At 55.5% G+C, this 14,165-nt stretch carries 17 protein-coding genes; 11 read left to right on the top strand and 6 right to left on the bottom strand.

Features of this window, described 5'->3' with window-relative positions; translation table 11 throughout:
* Window positions 1–89 precede the first annotated feature (89 nt).
* On the bottom strand, window positions 90–983 hold the full coding sequence (locus E4T21_RS05170) for an alpha/beta fold hydrolase (RefSeq protein ID WP_149284017.1): 894 nt from the start codon (window positions 981–983) through the stop codon (window positions 90–92).
* Window positions 980–1,816 (bottom strand): alpha/beta fold hydrolase, encoded by an 837-nt coding sequence (locus E4T21_RS05165; protein ID WP_149284016.1) that lies wholly within the window; start codon window positions 1,814–1,816, stop codon window positions 980–982. The genes E4T21_RS05170 and E4T21_RS05165 overlap by 4 nt, the downstream gene beginning before the upstream one ends.
* Window positions 1,817–2,392: 576 nt before the next feature.
* Between E4T21_RS05165 and E4T21_RS05160 the strand changes: the two genes are divergently transcribed.
* Window positions 2,393–2,878, top strand: a complete 486-nt coding sequence (locus tag E4T21_RS05160) for an NUDIX hydrolase (protein ID WP_240349297.1) — start codon at window positions 2,393–2,395, stop codon at window positions 2,876–2,878.
* Here E4T21_RS05160 and E4T21_RS05155 read toward each other — a convergent pair.
* Window positions 2,851–3,573 (bottom strand): GNAT family N-acetyltransferase, encoded by a 723-nt coding sequence (locus tag E4T21_RS05155; RefSeq protein WP_149284015.1) that lies wholly within the window; start codon window positions 3,571–3,573, stop codon window positions 2,851–2,853. The genes E4T21_RS05160 and E4T21_RS05155 overlap by 28 nt on opposite strands.
* A 73-nt stretch (window positions 3,574–3,646) precedes the next feature.
* On the opposite strand from E4T21_RS05155, the gene E4T21_RS05150 reads away from it, so the two are divergent.
* The 5 genes from E4T21_RS05150 to E4T21_RS05130 all read left to right on the top strand — a co-directional run bounded on the left by E4T21_RS05150 (window position 3,647) and on the right by E4T21_RS05130 (window position 6,954).
* Entirely contained in the window at window positions 3,647–4,252 is a 606-nt protein-coding gene (locus tag E4T21_RS05150; protein WP_149284014.1) for a TetR/AcrR family transcriptional regulator, read from the top strand.
* Window positions 4,253–4,447: 195 nt separating this feature from the next.
* Window positions 4,448–5,476, top strand: coding sequence for an NADP-dependent oxidoreductase (locus E4T21_RS05145; RefSeq protein ID WP_149284013.1), 1,029 nt, complete (start codon window positions 4,448–4,450; stop codon window positions 5,474–5,476).
* Window positions 5,477–5,531: 55 nt separating this feature from the next.
* Complete coding sequence (locus E4T21_RS05140) at window positions 5,532–6,209, top strand: type 1 glutamine amidotransferase domain-containing protein (protein ID WP_149284012.1); 678 nt, start codon at window positions 5,532–5,534, stop codon at window positions 6,207–6,209.
* Between the two features lie 202 nt (window positions 6,210–6,411).
* On the top strand, window positions 6,412–6,777 hold the full coding sequence (locus tag E4T21_RS05135; RefSeq protein ID WP_149284011.1) for a hypothetical protein: 366 nt from the start codon (window positions 6,412–6,414) through the stop codon (window positions 6,775–6,777).
* Window positions 6,778–6,954, top strand: a complete 177-nt coding sequence (locus E4T21_RS05130; RefSeq protein WP_149284010.1) for a DUF1289 domain-containing protein — start codon at window positions 6,778–6,780, stop codon at window positions 6,952–6,954.
* A 70-nt stretch (window positions 6,955–7,024) separates the two neighbouring features.
* Here the strand turns inward: E4T21_RS05130 and E4T21_RS05125 are convergent, their stop codons facing one another.
* Window positions 7,025–7,729: a glutathione S-transferase family protein gene (locus tag E4T21_RS05125; RefSeq protein ID WP_149284009.1), complete on the bottom strand. Its 705-nt coding sequence runs from the start codon at window positions 7,727–7,729 to the stop codon at window positions 7,025–7,027.
* 177 nt (window positions 7,730–7,906) lie between these two features.
* On the opposite strand from E4T21_RS05125, the gene E4T21_RS05120 reads away from it, so the two are divergent.
* Together E4T21_RS05120 and E4T21_RS05115 are read left to right on the top strand one after the other, a co-directional pair.
* Window positions 7,907–8,290, top strand: coding sequence for a winged helix-turn-helix transcriptional regulator (locus E4T21_RS05120; protein ID WP_149284008.1), 384 nt, complete (start codon window positions 7,907–7,909; stop codon window positions 8,288–8,290).
* Window positions 8,291–8,332: 42 nt separating this feature from the next.
* On the top strand, window positions 8,333–9,358 hold the full coding sequence (locus tag E4T21_RS05115) for a MerR family transcriptional regulator (RefSeq protein ID WP_149284007.1): 1,026 nt from the start codon (window positions 8,333–8,335) through the stop codon (window positions 9,356–9,358).
* Window positions 9,359–9,498: 140 nt separating this feature from the next.
* On the opposite strand, the gene E4T21_RS05110 is transcribed toward E4T21_RS05115, so the two are convergent.
* Window positions 9,499–10,488 (bottom strand): quinone oxidoreductase family protein, encoded by a 990-nt coding sequence (locus E4T21_RS05110; protein WP_149284006.1) that lies wholly within the window; start codon window positions 10,486–10,488, stop codon window positions 9,499–9,501.
* 315 nt (window positions 10,489–10,803) lie between these two features.
* Between E4T21_RS05110 and E4T21_RS05105 the strand changes: the two genes are divergently transcribed.
* Window positions 10,804–11,355 carry a hydrolase gene (locus E4T21_RS05105; RefSeq protein ID WP_149284005.1) on the top strand — a complete coding sequence of 184 codons (552 nt, stop codon included), beginning with the start codon at window positions 10,804–10,806 and terminating at the stop codon, window positions 11,353–11,355.
* A 20-nt stretch (window positions 11,356–11,375) separates the two neighbouring features.
* On the opposite strand, the gene E4T21_RS05100 is transcribed toward E4T21_RS05105, so the two are convergent.
* Window positions 11,376–12,251 carry a LysR family transcriptional regulator gene (locus E4T21_RS05100; RefSeq protein WP_205423458.1) on the bottom strand — a complete coding sequence of 292 codons (876 nt, stop codon included), beginning with the start codon at window positions 12,249–12,251 and terminating at the stop codon, window positions 11,376–11,378.
* 103 nt (window positions 12,252–12,354) lie between these two features.
* Between E4T21_RS05100 and E4T21_RS05095 the strand changes: the two genes are divergently transcribed.
* Window positions 12,355–13,728 (top strand): MFS transporter, encoded by a 1,374-nt coding sequence (locus E4T21_RS05095; protein WP_149284003.1) that lies wholly within the window; start codon window positions 12,355–12,357, stop codon window positions 13,726–13,728.
* A complete protein-coding gene (locus tag E4T21_RS05090) occupies window positions 13,707–14,108 on the top strand; it encodes a hypothetical protein (RefSeq protein WP_149284002.1) in 402 nt (133 codons plus the stop codon). Before E4T21_RS05095 ends, E4T21_RS05090 begins: the two co-directional genes overlap by 22 nt.
* The last annotated feature ends 57 nt before the right edge of the window (window positions 14,109–14,165 follow it).

The following is a 14,165-nucleotide window of genomic DNA, read 5'->3' as shown; positions in this document are numbered from 1 at the left end:
GGCACGCTCTAATAAAAGGACAATAATGTACTGTTTTTTAGATCAGGGGCTTTTGAGACACAGGCTCAGGCATTGCTGCTCGGCCAGGATCAGATGCTGTCATGGGCCCCAATGATGGTTTCAGCGACCGCTTGCACGTGGGCCGGAGACGCATGCAGATGGTGCCCTCCTGCCAGCACATGACGTGTGAGATGAGACACTGCAGCACGCCGCTCCTTGCCACTTTCGCTCTCGCCAAGAATGCTACCCTCAGCGGCTTCGATCAGAGTCACCCTACATTCGATGGCACCCAGCATGGCGGTGACCTGCTCCGACGTCAGATGCACCGGCGAAGGCCGCACCAGGCGAGGATCCGTGCGCAGCTTCACGCCACCCTCATCAAGTGCAACGATATTGCGCGCTACGATGGGACGCACCGTATCTGCATCGACCTTGGTCACCCCTCCTGCAACGCGCGCCGCTACAGCACCTTCGAGATCAGCATAGCGCGGAGAGCCAGTACGCAGGCGACGATGCACACGCAGCGACCTGGCCAACTGCTGGGGGGTCTCTTCGGCCGGCGTGGTGAGCGCACCCAGCCCATCGATCAGCGTCATGCGAGCGACACGTTCCGGCATTGCCGAAGCTACCAGGCAAGACACCCCTGCCCCCATGGAATGGGCCAGCAGCGTGGCGCGCTCGATACCAAGCTCGTCGAGGACATCGAGCACATCGTGGCAGTAATCCCACAGGGCATAGTCATACTTGCCTGGTAACCAGGCAGATTCACCATGCCCGGAAAAGTCGATGGCCACAATGCGAATACCCAGGCGCTCGACCAGCATGGGGGCCAGCAGAGTGAAGCTGGCAGCATTGTCGAGCCAGCCATGCAATGCCAGCCAAGTCGGTGCATCCCGACGTCCCCAGGCAAGGCCAGCAAGCCGTCCATCGGCCAGGGTGATAGCCTCGACTGACTGATCAACTGACTGTTCAACTACACTCATGCACTTTCCTCTTTTCCGGCCCGCAGCCGCTCTATCATCTCGACCAGTGCCGCACGTGTAGCTTCAGGCTGTTCCATGGGGAACATGTGGCTACCGGGCACGACTTCCAGAGGAATTCCCCGGCGCTTGAAGCGGCGCCGACGCGACTTGTTCAGCAGGTCCGAATCCACCCCGGCAATCACCCCAACCGGCACCCACAATTCCTGCGGCAGGCTGTCGAGATGATGGGGAATATGGCGGAATACCTCCACCTCGATATCGGGATCGTAGCGTAGCACCACACTGCCATCGTCGAGATCCTGGGTCCCTCCGGCGATATAGTCGTCCAGGGCATCCTCGGTAAAGTCACGGAAAAGCCCCTTGCGACGTAAGTGAGCACGCATTTCTTCACGATTCTGCCACTGCCGTCGACGACCCAGGGTCTTGCCCGCCGGGGTAACGCGGTCAACCATGCCCAGCAACTTGGCTGCCCGTATTGCCAGGGCATCAATCCCCAACATCAGCGGAGGATCGAGCATGATCACAGCGGAAAAGCGCTGAGGGGCCTCACTCGCTGCCATCGCAGTGATCACTCCCCCCATGGAGTGGCCCACTCCGATCACCGGCCCCTCAATCTGCGCGAGTCCTTCCAGATATTCATCACGCAAGGCCAGCCAGTTATGTCCCACCGGAAAATCCGGATGATGAGCAAGGCGATCCACCGGCTGGACATGAAAATGCTGCTTCAGCGGTTCAAGCAGGCTGCGATAGCTGCGTCCTGGAAAGCCATTGGCATGAGCGAACATCAGCGTCGGCAGGAGCGTCTTTGTAGGTGTTGTATTGGGCTGAGTCATCAGGGCTTCTCCTGTACTGTTGCATTCGCCGGGACATCACCTTCTCCAGGCCATGCACGAAAAGCCAATGGGCACAGGCATTTCTCCAATCATCGCTGCAGAGTCCAGCGAGTAGAGATAGCCGCACAACGGGATTACCATGTGTCACCCCATTGCCATTGGCAAAACCAATCCGTTCACTTCGAGGAAGCCTGATGAGTGCCAAGCCCCCTCGCGATACCCGCATGCGCAATCGCATTTTCTTCATCACCGTGGCCGTTGCCGTGGCAGCAGGTTTGTGGTTAAGCCGTTGATGTTCCTTTTCCAGCGCGATGAGCTGTCGGTTACTACGGCAGCCATTCACGCCCATACATCATGCATTTCTTTTCTATCATGGGTTTCTCTGTATGACACCTGTTATAGCGGTCTTGCTCCTCAACCCTGATTCACCACCCGGCTCCACCTAGCGAGCATCAAGTCACCGTTGTGATGGCTGATATTCTTTCTTCGTTCTGATCTCTACACGCGTTGCTGAGTGCCCTGTTTGCCATGCAGACAGTGGGCTTGATTCAGGGGTAGGGTGATCATTGAATACCCATGAACATGCATTTACAGGTTCAAAGTCATCACGCCTGTCACTACCACCTGTCACTACCAGAGGTCGTCATGTTTCCTGTATCAATAAAAGGCGTCTTGCTCTTACCGTCCAACAAGGTGGTATTGGCACTCAATGAGCGTAACGAATGGGAACTTCCAGGGGGACGCATAGAACTCGGAGAGACGCCTGAAGGCTGCCTGGCGCGGGAGTTTCAGGAAGAAATCAGTATAGAAGTGTGTGTCGAGGATATTATCGATACTTACCTCTTTGAGGTAATTCCGCACAAGCATGTCTTCATTGCCACCTACGGCTGCACGTTGCTCGGCCAGTTCGCTCCCCTGGTGAGCCATGAACACGAGATGATCGAAACTTTCCCGATCAATGACCTGCCTGGAAACCTGCCCCCCGGCTATGCAAGATCAATCCAGGCATGGTGTACCAGGCAAGGCGAGCAGATTCAGATCTCTCCTTCTGGTGGCGAGTAATAGCGATATCCCGCCACCTCCCGAAGCCCAAGACGCCGATACAGGGCTATCGCAGCCATGTTCTCGCGACCAACGGCCAGCGCCAGCCGCGACGCTCCCTGCTCGGCAGCCCAAAGCGCAGCCTGGTGCATCATGCGGCTGGCCACGCCCCTACGCTGCCAGTCGGGCAGCACCTCGACGCAGTGCACCATTGCCACACCTTGCGCTATAGCGGCGAAAGCGGCACCTGCCGAACATCCTTCCACTTGACCAAGAATGGCAGCTTTGGCGCCCTTCACTCTCTCCATCACCGCCTGGCGTTGTGGGCCGATATTTCCCGCAGCCCAGATGTCACGCTGGCTCTCAGATGGTGGCCAGATGGAAGAAGCCATTCCTCGAGGTAATGCCACAGTGGCCAATTCAACTGTTGCGGTTTCCATGACCACGGTCGGGTTCTCACACTGAAACCCGCGAGCTTCGAGAGCCACAATTAGCCGTTGTTCGTCATCCACCACCCGAAAGAGTGGTGCTTGTTGCCAGTGTTGGTGCACGGCGATGACAGCATCAATGTCACTCTCTTGCCAGTCACCTATCGCTCGGGCGGAACTGACGCGCCCTCCTGCGCCAAGTCCACGCCCTACGCTGAATCCACCTGCCTTGGCATATTCTGTGGCGGGCCATGTGGCTTCGCACGCTGCGGCCAGTGCTGTATCCATTACGTTGGCTCCCTAATGTTGATAGACGACCGGCTTGTAGACGACTGGTCTAATAATGAGTATGCTGCAGAGCATGAAAACATCCCCCATCAACGAAATGCGCCAGCACATCCTCGATACTGCCCAGATTATCATCAGCGGCAAGGGGTTCTCGGCGGTTGGCCTGAATGAGATCCTCCAGGCAGCAGGCGTGCCCAAGGGTTCGTTCTACCATTACTTCGGCTCCAAGGAAGCCTTTGGTGAAGCTCTCCTGGAGACGTATTTTTCCGCCTATCTGGACCAGCTCGAGGCATGCCTGACCCAACCTGGCGTATCCGGAGCCGAGTTGTTGATGGGCTATTGGATCAAATGGCGGGATACCCAGTCCGACTGTGACCCGAAGGGCAAATGTCTCGCCGTGAAACTGGCCGCGGAAGTCAGTGATCTGTCCGAATCCATGCGTATCGTGCTGCAACATGGTACCGATCAGGTGATCGCGCGGTTGGCACGGGCAATCGAAGCCGGTATGACCGATGGCTCCCTATTGCACCAGAGCAGCCCACAGGATACGGCGACTACGCTATATCAGCTTTGGCTGGGGGCAAGCTTGCGCGCCAAGATCACTCGCGACCGTGAGCCCTTGGATACGGCGCTGAGAGCCACCCATGTTCTTCTGGGGCTGCCTTCTTCCTCGATCTAAAGTTTCCATGATCTAAAACTTTCACTACCTACCATTTCATTCTCTACAACTTCTACTTTGTGAAATTTCGACTTAGCGGAATGTGTTGCCCCTGAAGTTTTACTCTCTGTTTTTTTACCCACTTTTTCGCCCACCCTGTAGACGACTGGTCTACTCTTGAAATTCATCACGATGCTCACAACTCAAGGAGCTACCATGACAACCCCCAGCAATCGCCGAGTCGTCCTGAACTCACGCCCCAACGGGGCTCCCAAGCCAAGCGATTTTCGCCTTGAGCAGCAAGCGGTGCCAACACCTGGCGAGGGACAGGTACTGCTGCGCACGATCTATCTCTCCCTCGATCCTTACATGCGTGGACGCATGAGCGATGCCCCTTCCTATGCCCCTCCGGTAGAGCTCGGCGAGGTGATGGTCGGCGGCACGGTCAGCCGCGTGGAAGCGTCTCGTCATCCTGAGTTCAAGGTTGGCGACCTGGTCAACGGCAATAGCGGCTGGCAGGAATATGCACTCTCGGATGGCTCTGATCTCATTCCACTCGACAACAACATGCCGCAGCCATCGCTGGCCTTGAGCGCACTGGGCATGCCAGGCTTCACGGCCTATCACGGCTTGCTGAACATTGGTCAGCCCCAGGCTGGCGAGACGGTCGTCGTGGCCTCGGCCACCGGCCCGGTCGGCGCGGTAGTGGGCCAGTTGGCCAAACTCAAGGGAGCTCGCGCCGTAGGCATCGCCGGTGGCGCAGAAAAGTGTCGCTATGCAGTGGAAGAGCTAGGCTTTGATGTGTGCCTTGACCACCGGGCTGCGGATTTCGCCGAGCAGCTGGCCACCGCCACTCCCGATGGCATCGACGTGTACTACGAAAACGTCGGTGGCGCGGTGTTCGAAGCCGTTCTACCCCAGCTCAATGTCGCAGCACGCATTCCCGTGTGCGGGCTGATTGCCCACTATAACCAGACAGAGCTACCCGCAGGCCCGAACCGCGTTCCGCAACTGATGATGCAGATACTGGCCAAACGCCTGCATATGCAGGGCTTTATCATCCTCGACCATTACGAGACAGGATTGGCCCCCTTCATGCGCGACATGAGCCAATGGCTGGCACAAGGCAAGGTCAAGCTGCGCGAAGCGTTCATCGATGGACTGGAACAAGCGCCCCAAGGCCTTATCGACCTGCTTGAAGGCAAGCATTTCGGCAAGGTCGTCGTCCGCGTCGGCGAGCTGTAAAGCTTGCGTACCAGCACACCGGACTTACACACCAGAGCATGCACAGAGGCATATCATGAACGTTCTCATTGTCCTGACATCCCACGACCAACTCGGTGATACTGGCGCAAAGACGGGATTCTGGCTCGAGGAGCTGGCAGCCCCCTACTATGCCTTCATCGATGCGGGTGCCAGCCTGACCCTGGCATCTCCCAAGGGTGGCCAACCTCCGCTCGATCCCAAGAGCAACGAGCCCGATTCCCAGACAGACGCCACTCGTCGTTTCGAGGCCGATACCGCGGCCATGCAGGCCCTGGCCAATACCCGCAAGCTGGCCGATGTCTCCATCGCGGATTTCGATGCCGTGTTCTATCCCGGCGGACATGGCCCATTATGGGACCTTGCCGAGGATCACGACTCCATCATGCTGCTGGAAAGTGCCGACAGAGCAGGCAAGCCCATCGGAGCCGTCTGCCATGCTCCCGGTGTACTGCGCCATGTCAAAGACAGCGACGGCAAACCGTTGGTCAATGGCCGCTCCGTCACCGGCTTCGCCAACAGCGAAGAAGATGCTGTGGGACTCACCCAGGCCGTCCCCTTCCTGGTGGAAGACATGCTCAAGGATAATGGCGGTCGCTATACCAAGGGGGACGATTGGCAGTCCCATGTCGAAGTGGATGGCTTGCTGGTCACTGGCCAGAACCCCGCCTCATCCGAAGCATCCGCTCTGGCGCTGTTGAAGCTGCTGTCCTGATCAGAGAGTGGGGTTGGAGCGATAGCAAGCCAACCCCACTTTTCTGGAATCGGCCTTTCAGTATGGATATGTTATAACATCTTGAAAGATACGAATCCGTGCCGCCATCGTGTCATTGGCCCAAGAAACGTCGACAGGCAACTCACTCGTTTCTGGATCAGATCGACACATTTCTCGACCACTTTGACACACAGGAGCCTGCATGATTGCCAAGCGAGAACGCGGCAAGATGGATCGGCTTTTAGTCACGGAGCTGACACGCGTCTGTGAGGCGGCCAAGCCAACCTTGCTCGGGTTCTGTTGGCTGACTCATCGAGTCGACTACCAACACTTTCCCGAAAGCCTGGAAGTGATCTGGGTATTCGATACGCATACCCACCTTGCCAAGGCGTTGAAAGGCAGAGCCCATGGACGAATTCTCGACCTTACCGCCGAAGCCTTTGCCAGTATGGGTATCCACGTCGACGACATCTCTCGCCATGTCGACTTCGATAGCGAAGAAGAGTGCCAGCGAGCCCACGGAGGCAACTGGCAACGACGACTACGCTCGAAACCGGAGAGTCATTGAATGGCGAAGAAAATAGATAGCCCCTGTATATCTGCCTGCCGACTCCAAGGGGAGCTATGTGTCGATTGTGGGCGCACGATAGATGAAATACGTCGCTGGAAGGCCATGAAACGACCAGAGAAAATAGCGACAGTGAAACGTGCCGAGCAACGAGTCAAGAAGCTCTCGCGAGATTGACGCCAGCCCCAGTAAGGACATCATGCTCATGCGAAGCCAGCCAAAGCCGGTGGCTTCGCGTGAGGAGATCTCAGTTACCGTAACGCTCGATCACCTCAGCCAGTGACACATGGCCAAGGCAGGCACCCGCTCCCTGGATACTCTCGCCGCTTTCCAATGCTGTCGCGTAGATCACGGCTGGCTCGGCTTCCAATCGCTGACGAAGTGCCGCTAGTTTCGGCCAGCGCGCCTTGGCGGCAACATCGAAGTACTCAAGCCAGCGGGCAACACCAGCCAGCAGCGCATCCGCGAGTGTCGGGTGTTCGCCAATAAGAAAGGCATCCTCTCCGATCATGGCTTCGAGTTTGTCATGCCGCTCGATAACCCGCTCAATACCTGATTTCCGCAGCATCGCCTGAATGGTGGGGTCTGGCACTTCCATCTCCAAAGCAATCCACAGAGGAGTGAATGCCCCTGTGAAGCCGCTGTTCACGAACCCCATCAACTGATGCATGCGATCAGCCTCCGCTGTCAACGGATCGAAACTGATACGCCGCTCGACGTCTCTGGCTTCTAGCCAGGCAGCAATCGCCATGGTTTCGCTCAGCACCCTGCCCTCATCAGTGATGAAAGCGGGTGTTTCATGGCGAAGATTGATCCGCGCATAGGATGGATCACGCATTTCGCCCAGCATATCAACGCGGCACAGGCGGTAAGGCTGGCCCAGCCATTCCAGGGCAGCGACAAGCCCCATTGAGCTGCCCAAGGGGTAGCCGTAAAGTAGGATCGGTTCCATCGTCTATTCTCCAAGACACGAATGAGTCATGACGCTGCGCAGCTCGGTCCGATCCTACTCGCCTTCCCAGGCAAGTAAATTACGCACTTTTTGGTAACCATGATGGCAACGACGAGATTGTCGCTACGAGACTGCAACGACGAGATTGAACTAAGAAATTGAACTACGAGGCCTGCCATGAAAGATCTGGTTTCACGCTGCCCCATCGAAGAAGTGATGCAGATCCTGAGTGGCCGCTGGCCGACTCTGCTGATCTATTACCTGAAGGAAGGCACGAAGCGCTTTGCCGACCTGCGCCGGGACAATCCCACCATTTCTCATAAGATGCTGACCATGGAGCTGCGCAAGCTTCAGGAAGCCGGCATCGTCGAACGCACCGAGTTCGAGGGATATCCATTGCGTGTCGAATACGACCTGACAGCCGCCGGCCACCAACTGGTACCGCTGATCGATGCCTTGGGCCAATGGTGGGAAACGACCTCAGACAAAGATGAAGAAAGCGAGTCATCCTCCAGCACGCAAAAAGCGTCCAACAGCACGCTTGACCCTCACGTAACGTGATCCTTCATGCTCCAGTCACGCATGAACGCAAGGAGATGAGGCATGTTGCTGCGCATTGGTGAACTGGCCAAACGCACGGGACTCACGGTCAGAACACTTCACCATTACGACGACATTGGTCTGCTCAAACCGTCCATGCGATCCGAGGCCGGCTATCGACTCTATCGACGTCAGGATATAGACCGCCTGCACCGCATTCAGGCGCTACAGTCCCTGGGTATGACATTGAGCGATATCGGCACCCTGCTCGACCAGCCATCGCCACCAATGGCTACGGTGATCGAACGGCAGATTCACATGCTGGAACAGCAGATTGCTCACCGCCGTCTGCTGTGTGACCGGCTGCGAAACATGCACCGGCAGTTCGTGCACGGTGAAGAGCCTGCCATGGGCGATTGGCTGAAAACGCTGGAGTTGATGACCATGTATGACCGTTACTTCACCCCCGAAGAGTTGAATCGCCTGCAGCTCTATCAGGCCGATGCCGAGTGCGAGACACAATGGCAAAACCTGATAACACAGGCCGAAACATTGTTGAGCCACAACGCCTTGCCTTCCTCGACCGAGGCCCAGGAGCTAGCCAAGCGCTGGATGACGACACTGGAGCGCGATACGGACGGCGACCCTCGCCTGCTCGACAAGCTGAATGCCATGCATGCCAATGAGCCTGGGGTCCAGAATCAGCTAGGCATTTCCACGCAAGTCGCGGACTTCGTGATGCAGGCACTTGCCTCGCACAAGCTGGCCATCTACCGGCAATACCTGTCGGAAGACGAGTTCCAGCTCATGAGCGAGAACTATCCACAGTGCATGCATGAATGGCCCCCCTTGATGGCCCAGCTCCGCCAATTGGTGGAAGATCAAACACCTCCTGAGGCACCTGCTGCCCAGCAACTGGCAGGAGCATGGCTGGCATTATTGCGAAGGTTTGCCGGTGACAATCTCGAAACACACGCGAGGATTCGCCAGGCCAACGAACAGGAGCCAGAGCTGAAGAAAAACACATGGATGAACGAGCCCATGCAGGAATATCTGACCCAAGCCGTGACGCACTTGATGGAGAGCTGACGCTGATCCTTGGGTTCGCAGGATGACCGATGCGTGATATCCATGCATCCCATTCGTTTGGAGTTTCCCGCTTGTCTGCCCTGGCCCGACAGCCAGATCCTCGGCATGGCCAGGTGCAGACAAGCAGGAACACCGGTTCATCACTCCAGCTTCAAGGCAAGTTTTCCCAGATAGTGCTCACCAAGGGCTCGATGAGCGTCTGCGGCCTGCTCGAGTGAAAATGTGCGAGCAACGTGCACTTCGAATGGACCGGACTCGATCAGGCGATTGAGCTTTTCGAATACCGCACGCCCCGCTTCATCACCGACGTACTCCTTGATCTCCACACCGGGCCGAGCCTGAGGCGCTGGACTCACTCCACGTGCATAGGCAGCGCGCCCGCCGTTACACAATGCCTCAAGCGTACGCTGGGCGACTTCCCCGCCAGCAGTGAGCAATGCTGCATCCAGGCCCTCCGGCGCAAACTCGCGTGCCGCTGCAACCACATCATCCTTGCGTCCATTCACTGTCGCATCAGCTCCCAGACGAGTGGCCAACGCCACGCCATCCTCACCCGAAGCGACCGCGATCACACGCACCCCCATCCGCTTTGCCAACTGCAAGGCCAAGTGTCCAAGACCACCGCCTGCACCAAAGATCAGCAGTGACTCTCCTTCCTTGAGTTGCAACGTATCATCGAGCCCCAGAAGTGCTGTGATCGCGTCTACCGGCATCGCTCCCGCCTGTTCTATGCTCAGGTTTGCCGGAACAGGAAAGACGAAGTCCTCTTTTACCGCGACATACTCGGCATAGAACCCGCCTTTGGGGTTGATGTGCCGATCGGCATATACACGATCCCCTGGCTTGAATCGTGTGACATCGCTTCCCGTCATGGCGACGGTACCTGCCCCATCAAAACCGATGACATAGGGAAATGTTGGCTCACTGCCATGCCGCTCACGAAAGAGTTCGGCAAAAGCTCCTTCGCGCTCCCATTGATCCCATACCCCTACGCCAACAGATTCCACTCGGATCAGAATCTCATCGGGTCCCGGATCAGGCACGGGAACCGTCTGTAGTGCCATCTCGCCGATGCCGCCAAAGCGATTGACCGCAACCGCCCTCATGGTGTCAGGAATGCTCTGTGCCATAGCCTTGTTCTCCTTTGAGTCCTATTACAGAACTCCAAGGTAGCCAGCCCCACTCCTATCCGGTAGATGAACCAGATGCATATGACTATGCCGATTTATGGATAGATAGGAGCACATTACCGCCAGGGACCTTCGAAATGGGCGATGTGCCTTGGTCAGTCCAGCGTCTGGTCCCGGTGATACTATGACTTCAATCGACCTCATCCAGCACCAACGAACAGAGCAAAGAACGGGCGAGGTCATCAATACTCAGATCCACTTTCTCAATCTATGCCCTCACTCGGCTAGCCGAATCAGCTTCTCTGGAGATGAAGGATGCAGGCGATCAATGCAAGAGCAAGCGCCCTGGTATTGGTGGATTATCAAGCGCGCTTGATGCCCGCCATTCACGACGCAGAAAAAGTGTCGAGCAATGCCCGGATCCTCGCTCGAACAGCGCAGATACTTGGCATTCCGGTGCTCGGAACAGAGCAGAACCCGTCGAGGCTTGGGCCCAACATCGCACCGGTGAAGTCCGAATGTACTCATACCCTCGCCAAAACGCACTTTGACGCTTGCGCGGATGGGCTGGTTGAGGAATTGGCAGGAGCCACCAAGAAGTGTGATCAGGTCATCATTGCTGGCTGCGAAGCGCATGTTTGCATGCTGCAAACAGCGCTAGGCCTGCTTCGAGCCCGCAAACGGGTATGGGTGGTAGCAAATGCCAGTGGCTCGCGTCACCCCGAGGACCATGCAGCGGCCATGAACCGACTGGAGCAAGCCGGGGCGACCATCGTGACCCACGAAATGGTGCTGTTCGAATGGCTGCATGACTGCAAGCATCCACACTTCCGGGAGGTGCTGGAGCTCATCAAGGCCGCCGACTAGCGGGAATTATGCAGGTTAATTTATATCTGCAGGTTCTTTATGAGGAAATCGATAAACACCCGGCATTTCAGACGGACGCGATGATCCCCTGGAAAGACGACACTGACGTCCTGCTGAGGTAATGACCAGTCAGGAAACAGGTGAACAAGGTGTCCTTGGGCAATGTCTTCCTGAGCCATCCATTCAGGCAGAATCGCGATCCCCAGACCAGAGCGAGCCATGACCTTCGTGGAAGACGATGCGTTACTGTGGAAGCGTGCGACAGCGCGCACCTCGAAATCCGGGTGATGGCTTTTGCGTAATGTCCACTGCGTGGGCGTGGGCAAATTGGTGTTCGCAATCCATGTGGCCGAATTCACGTCATCCAGCGTGTTGATTGGGTTTTCCTCCAACCACTGAGGAGAAGCCACCATCACTATTCCATAACTCGCAAGTTTTCGGCTCTTCAGAGAGGAGTCACGCAACGTACCCAGACGGATTGCCAGATCTATCCGTTCATTGACCAGGTTATTCAAGGAAGAGTCAGCATAATAGCTGATGTTGATACCAGGATGCTCTTTGCAAAATTCTCCAACCAAGGGAAGAACAAACTGCTCGCCAAATTCTGCTGTGGAAGTGATCCTCAACTCTCCACTAAGTGAGCGATGTATATCCGCAACATTTTCCAGCGATGCCTCTATATTAGCGAATATTTCTTTAAAATCATGATAGAGCGCTTCTCCTGACTCCGTTAGAGATATTCCTCGTGAATTACGAATAAGCAAGGGAACATTCAGAGCCTCCTCCAGTGACTTCACATGGATACTCACCATCGCCTTGCTAATGAAAAGCCGCTCTGCTGCACGGGTGAATGATCCACTATCCACCACAGACAAAAAGGCCTGTATGCGATTCAAATGATTATGCATTGACGGTTAATAATAAGTAAACGATGCGTTCAAAGTAATTTAGTCGACGCCTTCGGTCAAGCCAAATTAGACTTCACACCGGAGGTCTAAAATGACATATCGTTATCGTATTGCCTTGATTTTCCTGATCGGTTTCTTTATCGACTGCATAAACATCTTCATGTCAGCAATTGCCTTGCCGGATATTGCTCGCGAGCTGCAGGTTTCTGAATCCAGCATCACTTGGGTAGCCAATGGTTATATCCTCGGGATCACTCTTGTCATTCCGGTCAGCAACTGGCTCTCCAGCCTTTTTGGAGCACGCCTGACCATTATGGCATCCATGCTAATATTTTCATTTGGTGCATTCTTTTCAGGAATATCCGATCACCTTTCATTACTCGTACTGTCCCGCATCATTCAAGGGCTCGGTGGTGGCCTGTTGATCCCAGTCGGCCAGGCGCTCACACTTAATCTATTCAAGAAACACGAACGTGCCCGGATCTCCACATTGGTCATGACAGTGGCACTGATTGCGCCAGCTATTTCTCCCAGTACAGGCGGCGCCATTGTCGACCACTTTTCCTGGCGCTGGGTATTTTTGAGCAATATCCCGCTGAGCCTTGCAGTTGCTGTACTGGCATTACTCTGGATCAGGCCAGAGAAAATCATAGTTCGACGCCCGGATCTTAAGGGACTTCTACTGATCAGCCTTTCGGTTGCCACACTACTGCTTGGATTATCTCTCTATGCCGACTCTGCTGCCAAACATATACCTCTTGGCTTGGTCATGCTGGGAATTTTCTGCGCTCAGCTTTATTGGAAGCATTACCGTAACAAGCAAGATCCGATTCTCGATTTAAGCATGCTGAACAACTCTCGCATGCGTCTTTCAGTTATGGTCTATCACGCTGTTCCTGGTGTTTTTACCGGCGTGAATCTATTGAGCATTTTTTACCTTCAGAGAGTGCTGGGATGGTCAGCCGGGCAATCTGGCCTGTTGATGGTGCTTTATGCTGTAGCAGCCTTCTTCGCCATACTGACCTGTGGACGACTTTACAACCGCACCGGAGCCATGCCGTTGTTCTTCACCGGCATAGTGCTGCATGCTGCGGGCATTGCCTTACTTTCTCTGGTTGGCCAGGCACACCTTTCTTCACTATTACTACTGGTCGCCGCGTATCTGTTGATGGGAGCGGGTGGCGGAGTTGTCGCGAACACTGCTCAGACCACTGCCATGCTGGATTTCGAAGACGAAAGTCTCGCCCGGGCCAGTACCATCTGGAATCTCAATCGCCAACTATCGCTCAGTATCGGGGCGGCAGTCTTCACCTTCATCTTTAACCTGTTGCAACAGCAGACCACTACGACATCGGCCTATCACATCACATTTCTTATTGCGGCTGCACTGGGATTACTCCCCTTGCTCCGCCTCTCTCAGCTCAGCAGACATCAGGAGTCGCCATGCAGTCCCGAAGGGAATTAATTGCCTATCACAGTGTGATTGAAATTCATCAATGGATAGAAGACGTTTTCACCGGAAAAAACGAATATGACGCTTCACTGGAGAAGCTGCTTGGTAGCTTCAGTGAAAGCTTCACTATGGTGACAATAGGGGGCCAGACAGCAAACTTCTCCCAGGTTGAGAGCCTGTTTCACAAAAACATTGGCCGTTTTCCGGATCTGCGCATTGCCATTGATGGTTACGAGATGCTGCTCAATGCGCCCCATGGCGTGATGTGCCGATATCGGGAAACGCATCACAACGCCGGAGAAGTCTTGACGCGTTGGTCAGTGGTGATGATTGAGCTGGATAAGGACAAGCCGCGTTGGCGCTACCTTCACGAAACGAAAATAGCGGAGTAATGCATGATGCCGGCCGGCTTGTGACAGCCCATTCCATCAAGATGTCACAGGCCGGCC

This window comes from Halomonas binhaiensis (assembly GCF_008329985.2).
Taxonomy (GTDB): domain Bacteria; phylum Pseudomonadota; class Gammaproteobacteria; order Pseudomonadales; family Halomonadaceae; genus Halomonas; species Halomonas binhaiensis.
This window is presented reverse-complemented; position numbering and strand designations above follow the sequence as displayed.

What these genes read in the sequence shown, in the direction of transcription:
- E4T21_RS05150 (WP_149284014.1), top strand. Translation starts at nt 3,647, where the DNA reads ATGAAAACATCCCCCATCAACGAAATGCGCCAGCACATCCTCGATACT.
- E4T21_RS05115 (WP_149284007.1), top strand. Translation starts at nt 8,333, where the DNA reads ATGTTGCTGCGCATTGGTGAACTGGCCAAACGCACGGGACTCACGGTC.
- E4T21_RS05155 (WP_149284015.1), bottom strand. Translation starts at nt 3,573, where the DNA reads ATGGATACAGCACTGGCCGCAGCGTGCGAAGCCACATGGCCCGCCACA.
- E4T21_RS05160 (WP_240349297.1), top strand. Translation starts at nt 2,393, where the DNA reads ATGAACATGCATTTACAGGTTCAAAGTCATCACGCCTGTCACTACCAC.
- E4T21_RS05090 (WP_149284002.1), top strand. Translation starts at nt 13,707, where the DNA reads ATGCAGTCCCGAAGGGAATTAATTGCCTATCACAGTGTGATTGAAATT.
- E4T21_RS05125 (WP_149284009.1), bottom strand. Translation starts at nt 7,729, where the DNA reads ATGGAACCGATCCTACTTTACGGCTACCCCTTGGGCAGCTCAATGGGG.
- E4T21_RS05165 (WP_149284016.1), bottom strand. Translation starts at nt 1,816, where the DNA reads ATGACTCAGCCCAATACAACACCTACAAAGACGCTCCTGCCGACGCTG.
- E4T21_RS05110 (WP_149284006.1), bottom strand. Translation starts at nt 10,488, where the DNA reads ATGGCACAGAGCATTCCTGACACCATGAGGGCGGTTGCGGTCAATCGC.
- E4T21_RS05105 (WP_149284005.1), top strand. Translation starts at nt 10,804, where the DNA reads ATGCAGGCGATCAATGCAAGAGCAAGCGCCCTGGTATTGGTGGATTAT.
- E4T21_RS05120 (WP_149284008.1), top strand. Translation starts at nt 7,907, where the DNA reads ATGAAAGATCTGGTTTCACGCTGCCCCATCGAAGAAGTGATGCAGATC.
- E4T21_RS05145 (WP_149284013.1), top strand. Translation starts at nt 4,448, where the DNA reads ATGACAACCCCCAGCAATCGCCGAGTCGTCCTGAACTCACGCCCCAAC.
- E4T21_RS05095 (WP_149284003.1), top strand. Translation starts at nt 12,355, where the DNA reads ATGACATATCGTTATCGTATTGCCTTGATTTTCCTGATCGGTTTCTTT.
- E4T21_RS05140 (WP_149284012.1), top strand. Translation starts at nt 5,532, where the DNA reads ATGAACGTTCTCATTGTCCTGACATCCCACGACCAACTCGGTGATACT.
- E4T21_RS05130 (WP_149284010.1), top strand. Translation starts at nt 6,778, where the DNA reads ATGGCGAAGAAAATAGATAGCCCCTGTATATCTGCCTGCCGACTCCAA.
- E4T21_RS05135 (WP_149284011.1), top strand. Translation starts at nt 6,412, where the DNA reads ATGATTGCCAAGCGAGAACGCGGCAAGATGGATCGGCTTTTAGTCACG.
- E4T21_RS05170 (WP_149284017.1), bottom strand. Translation starts at nt 983, where the DNA reads ATGAGTGTAGTTGAACAGTCAGTTGATCAGTCAGTCGAGGCTATCACC.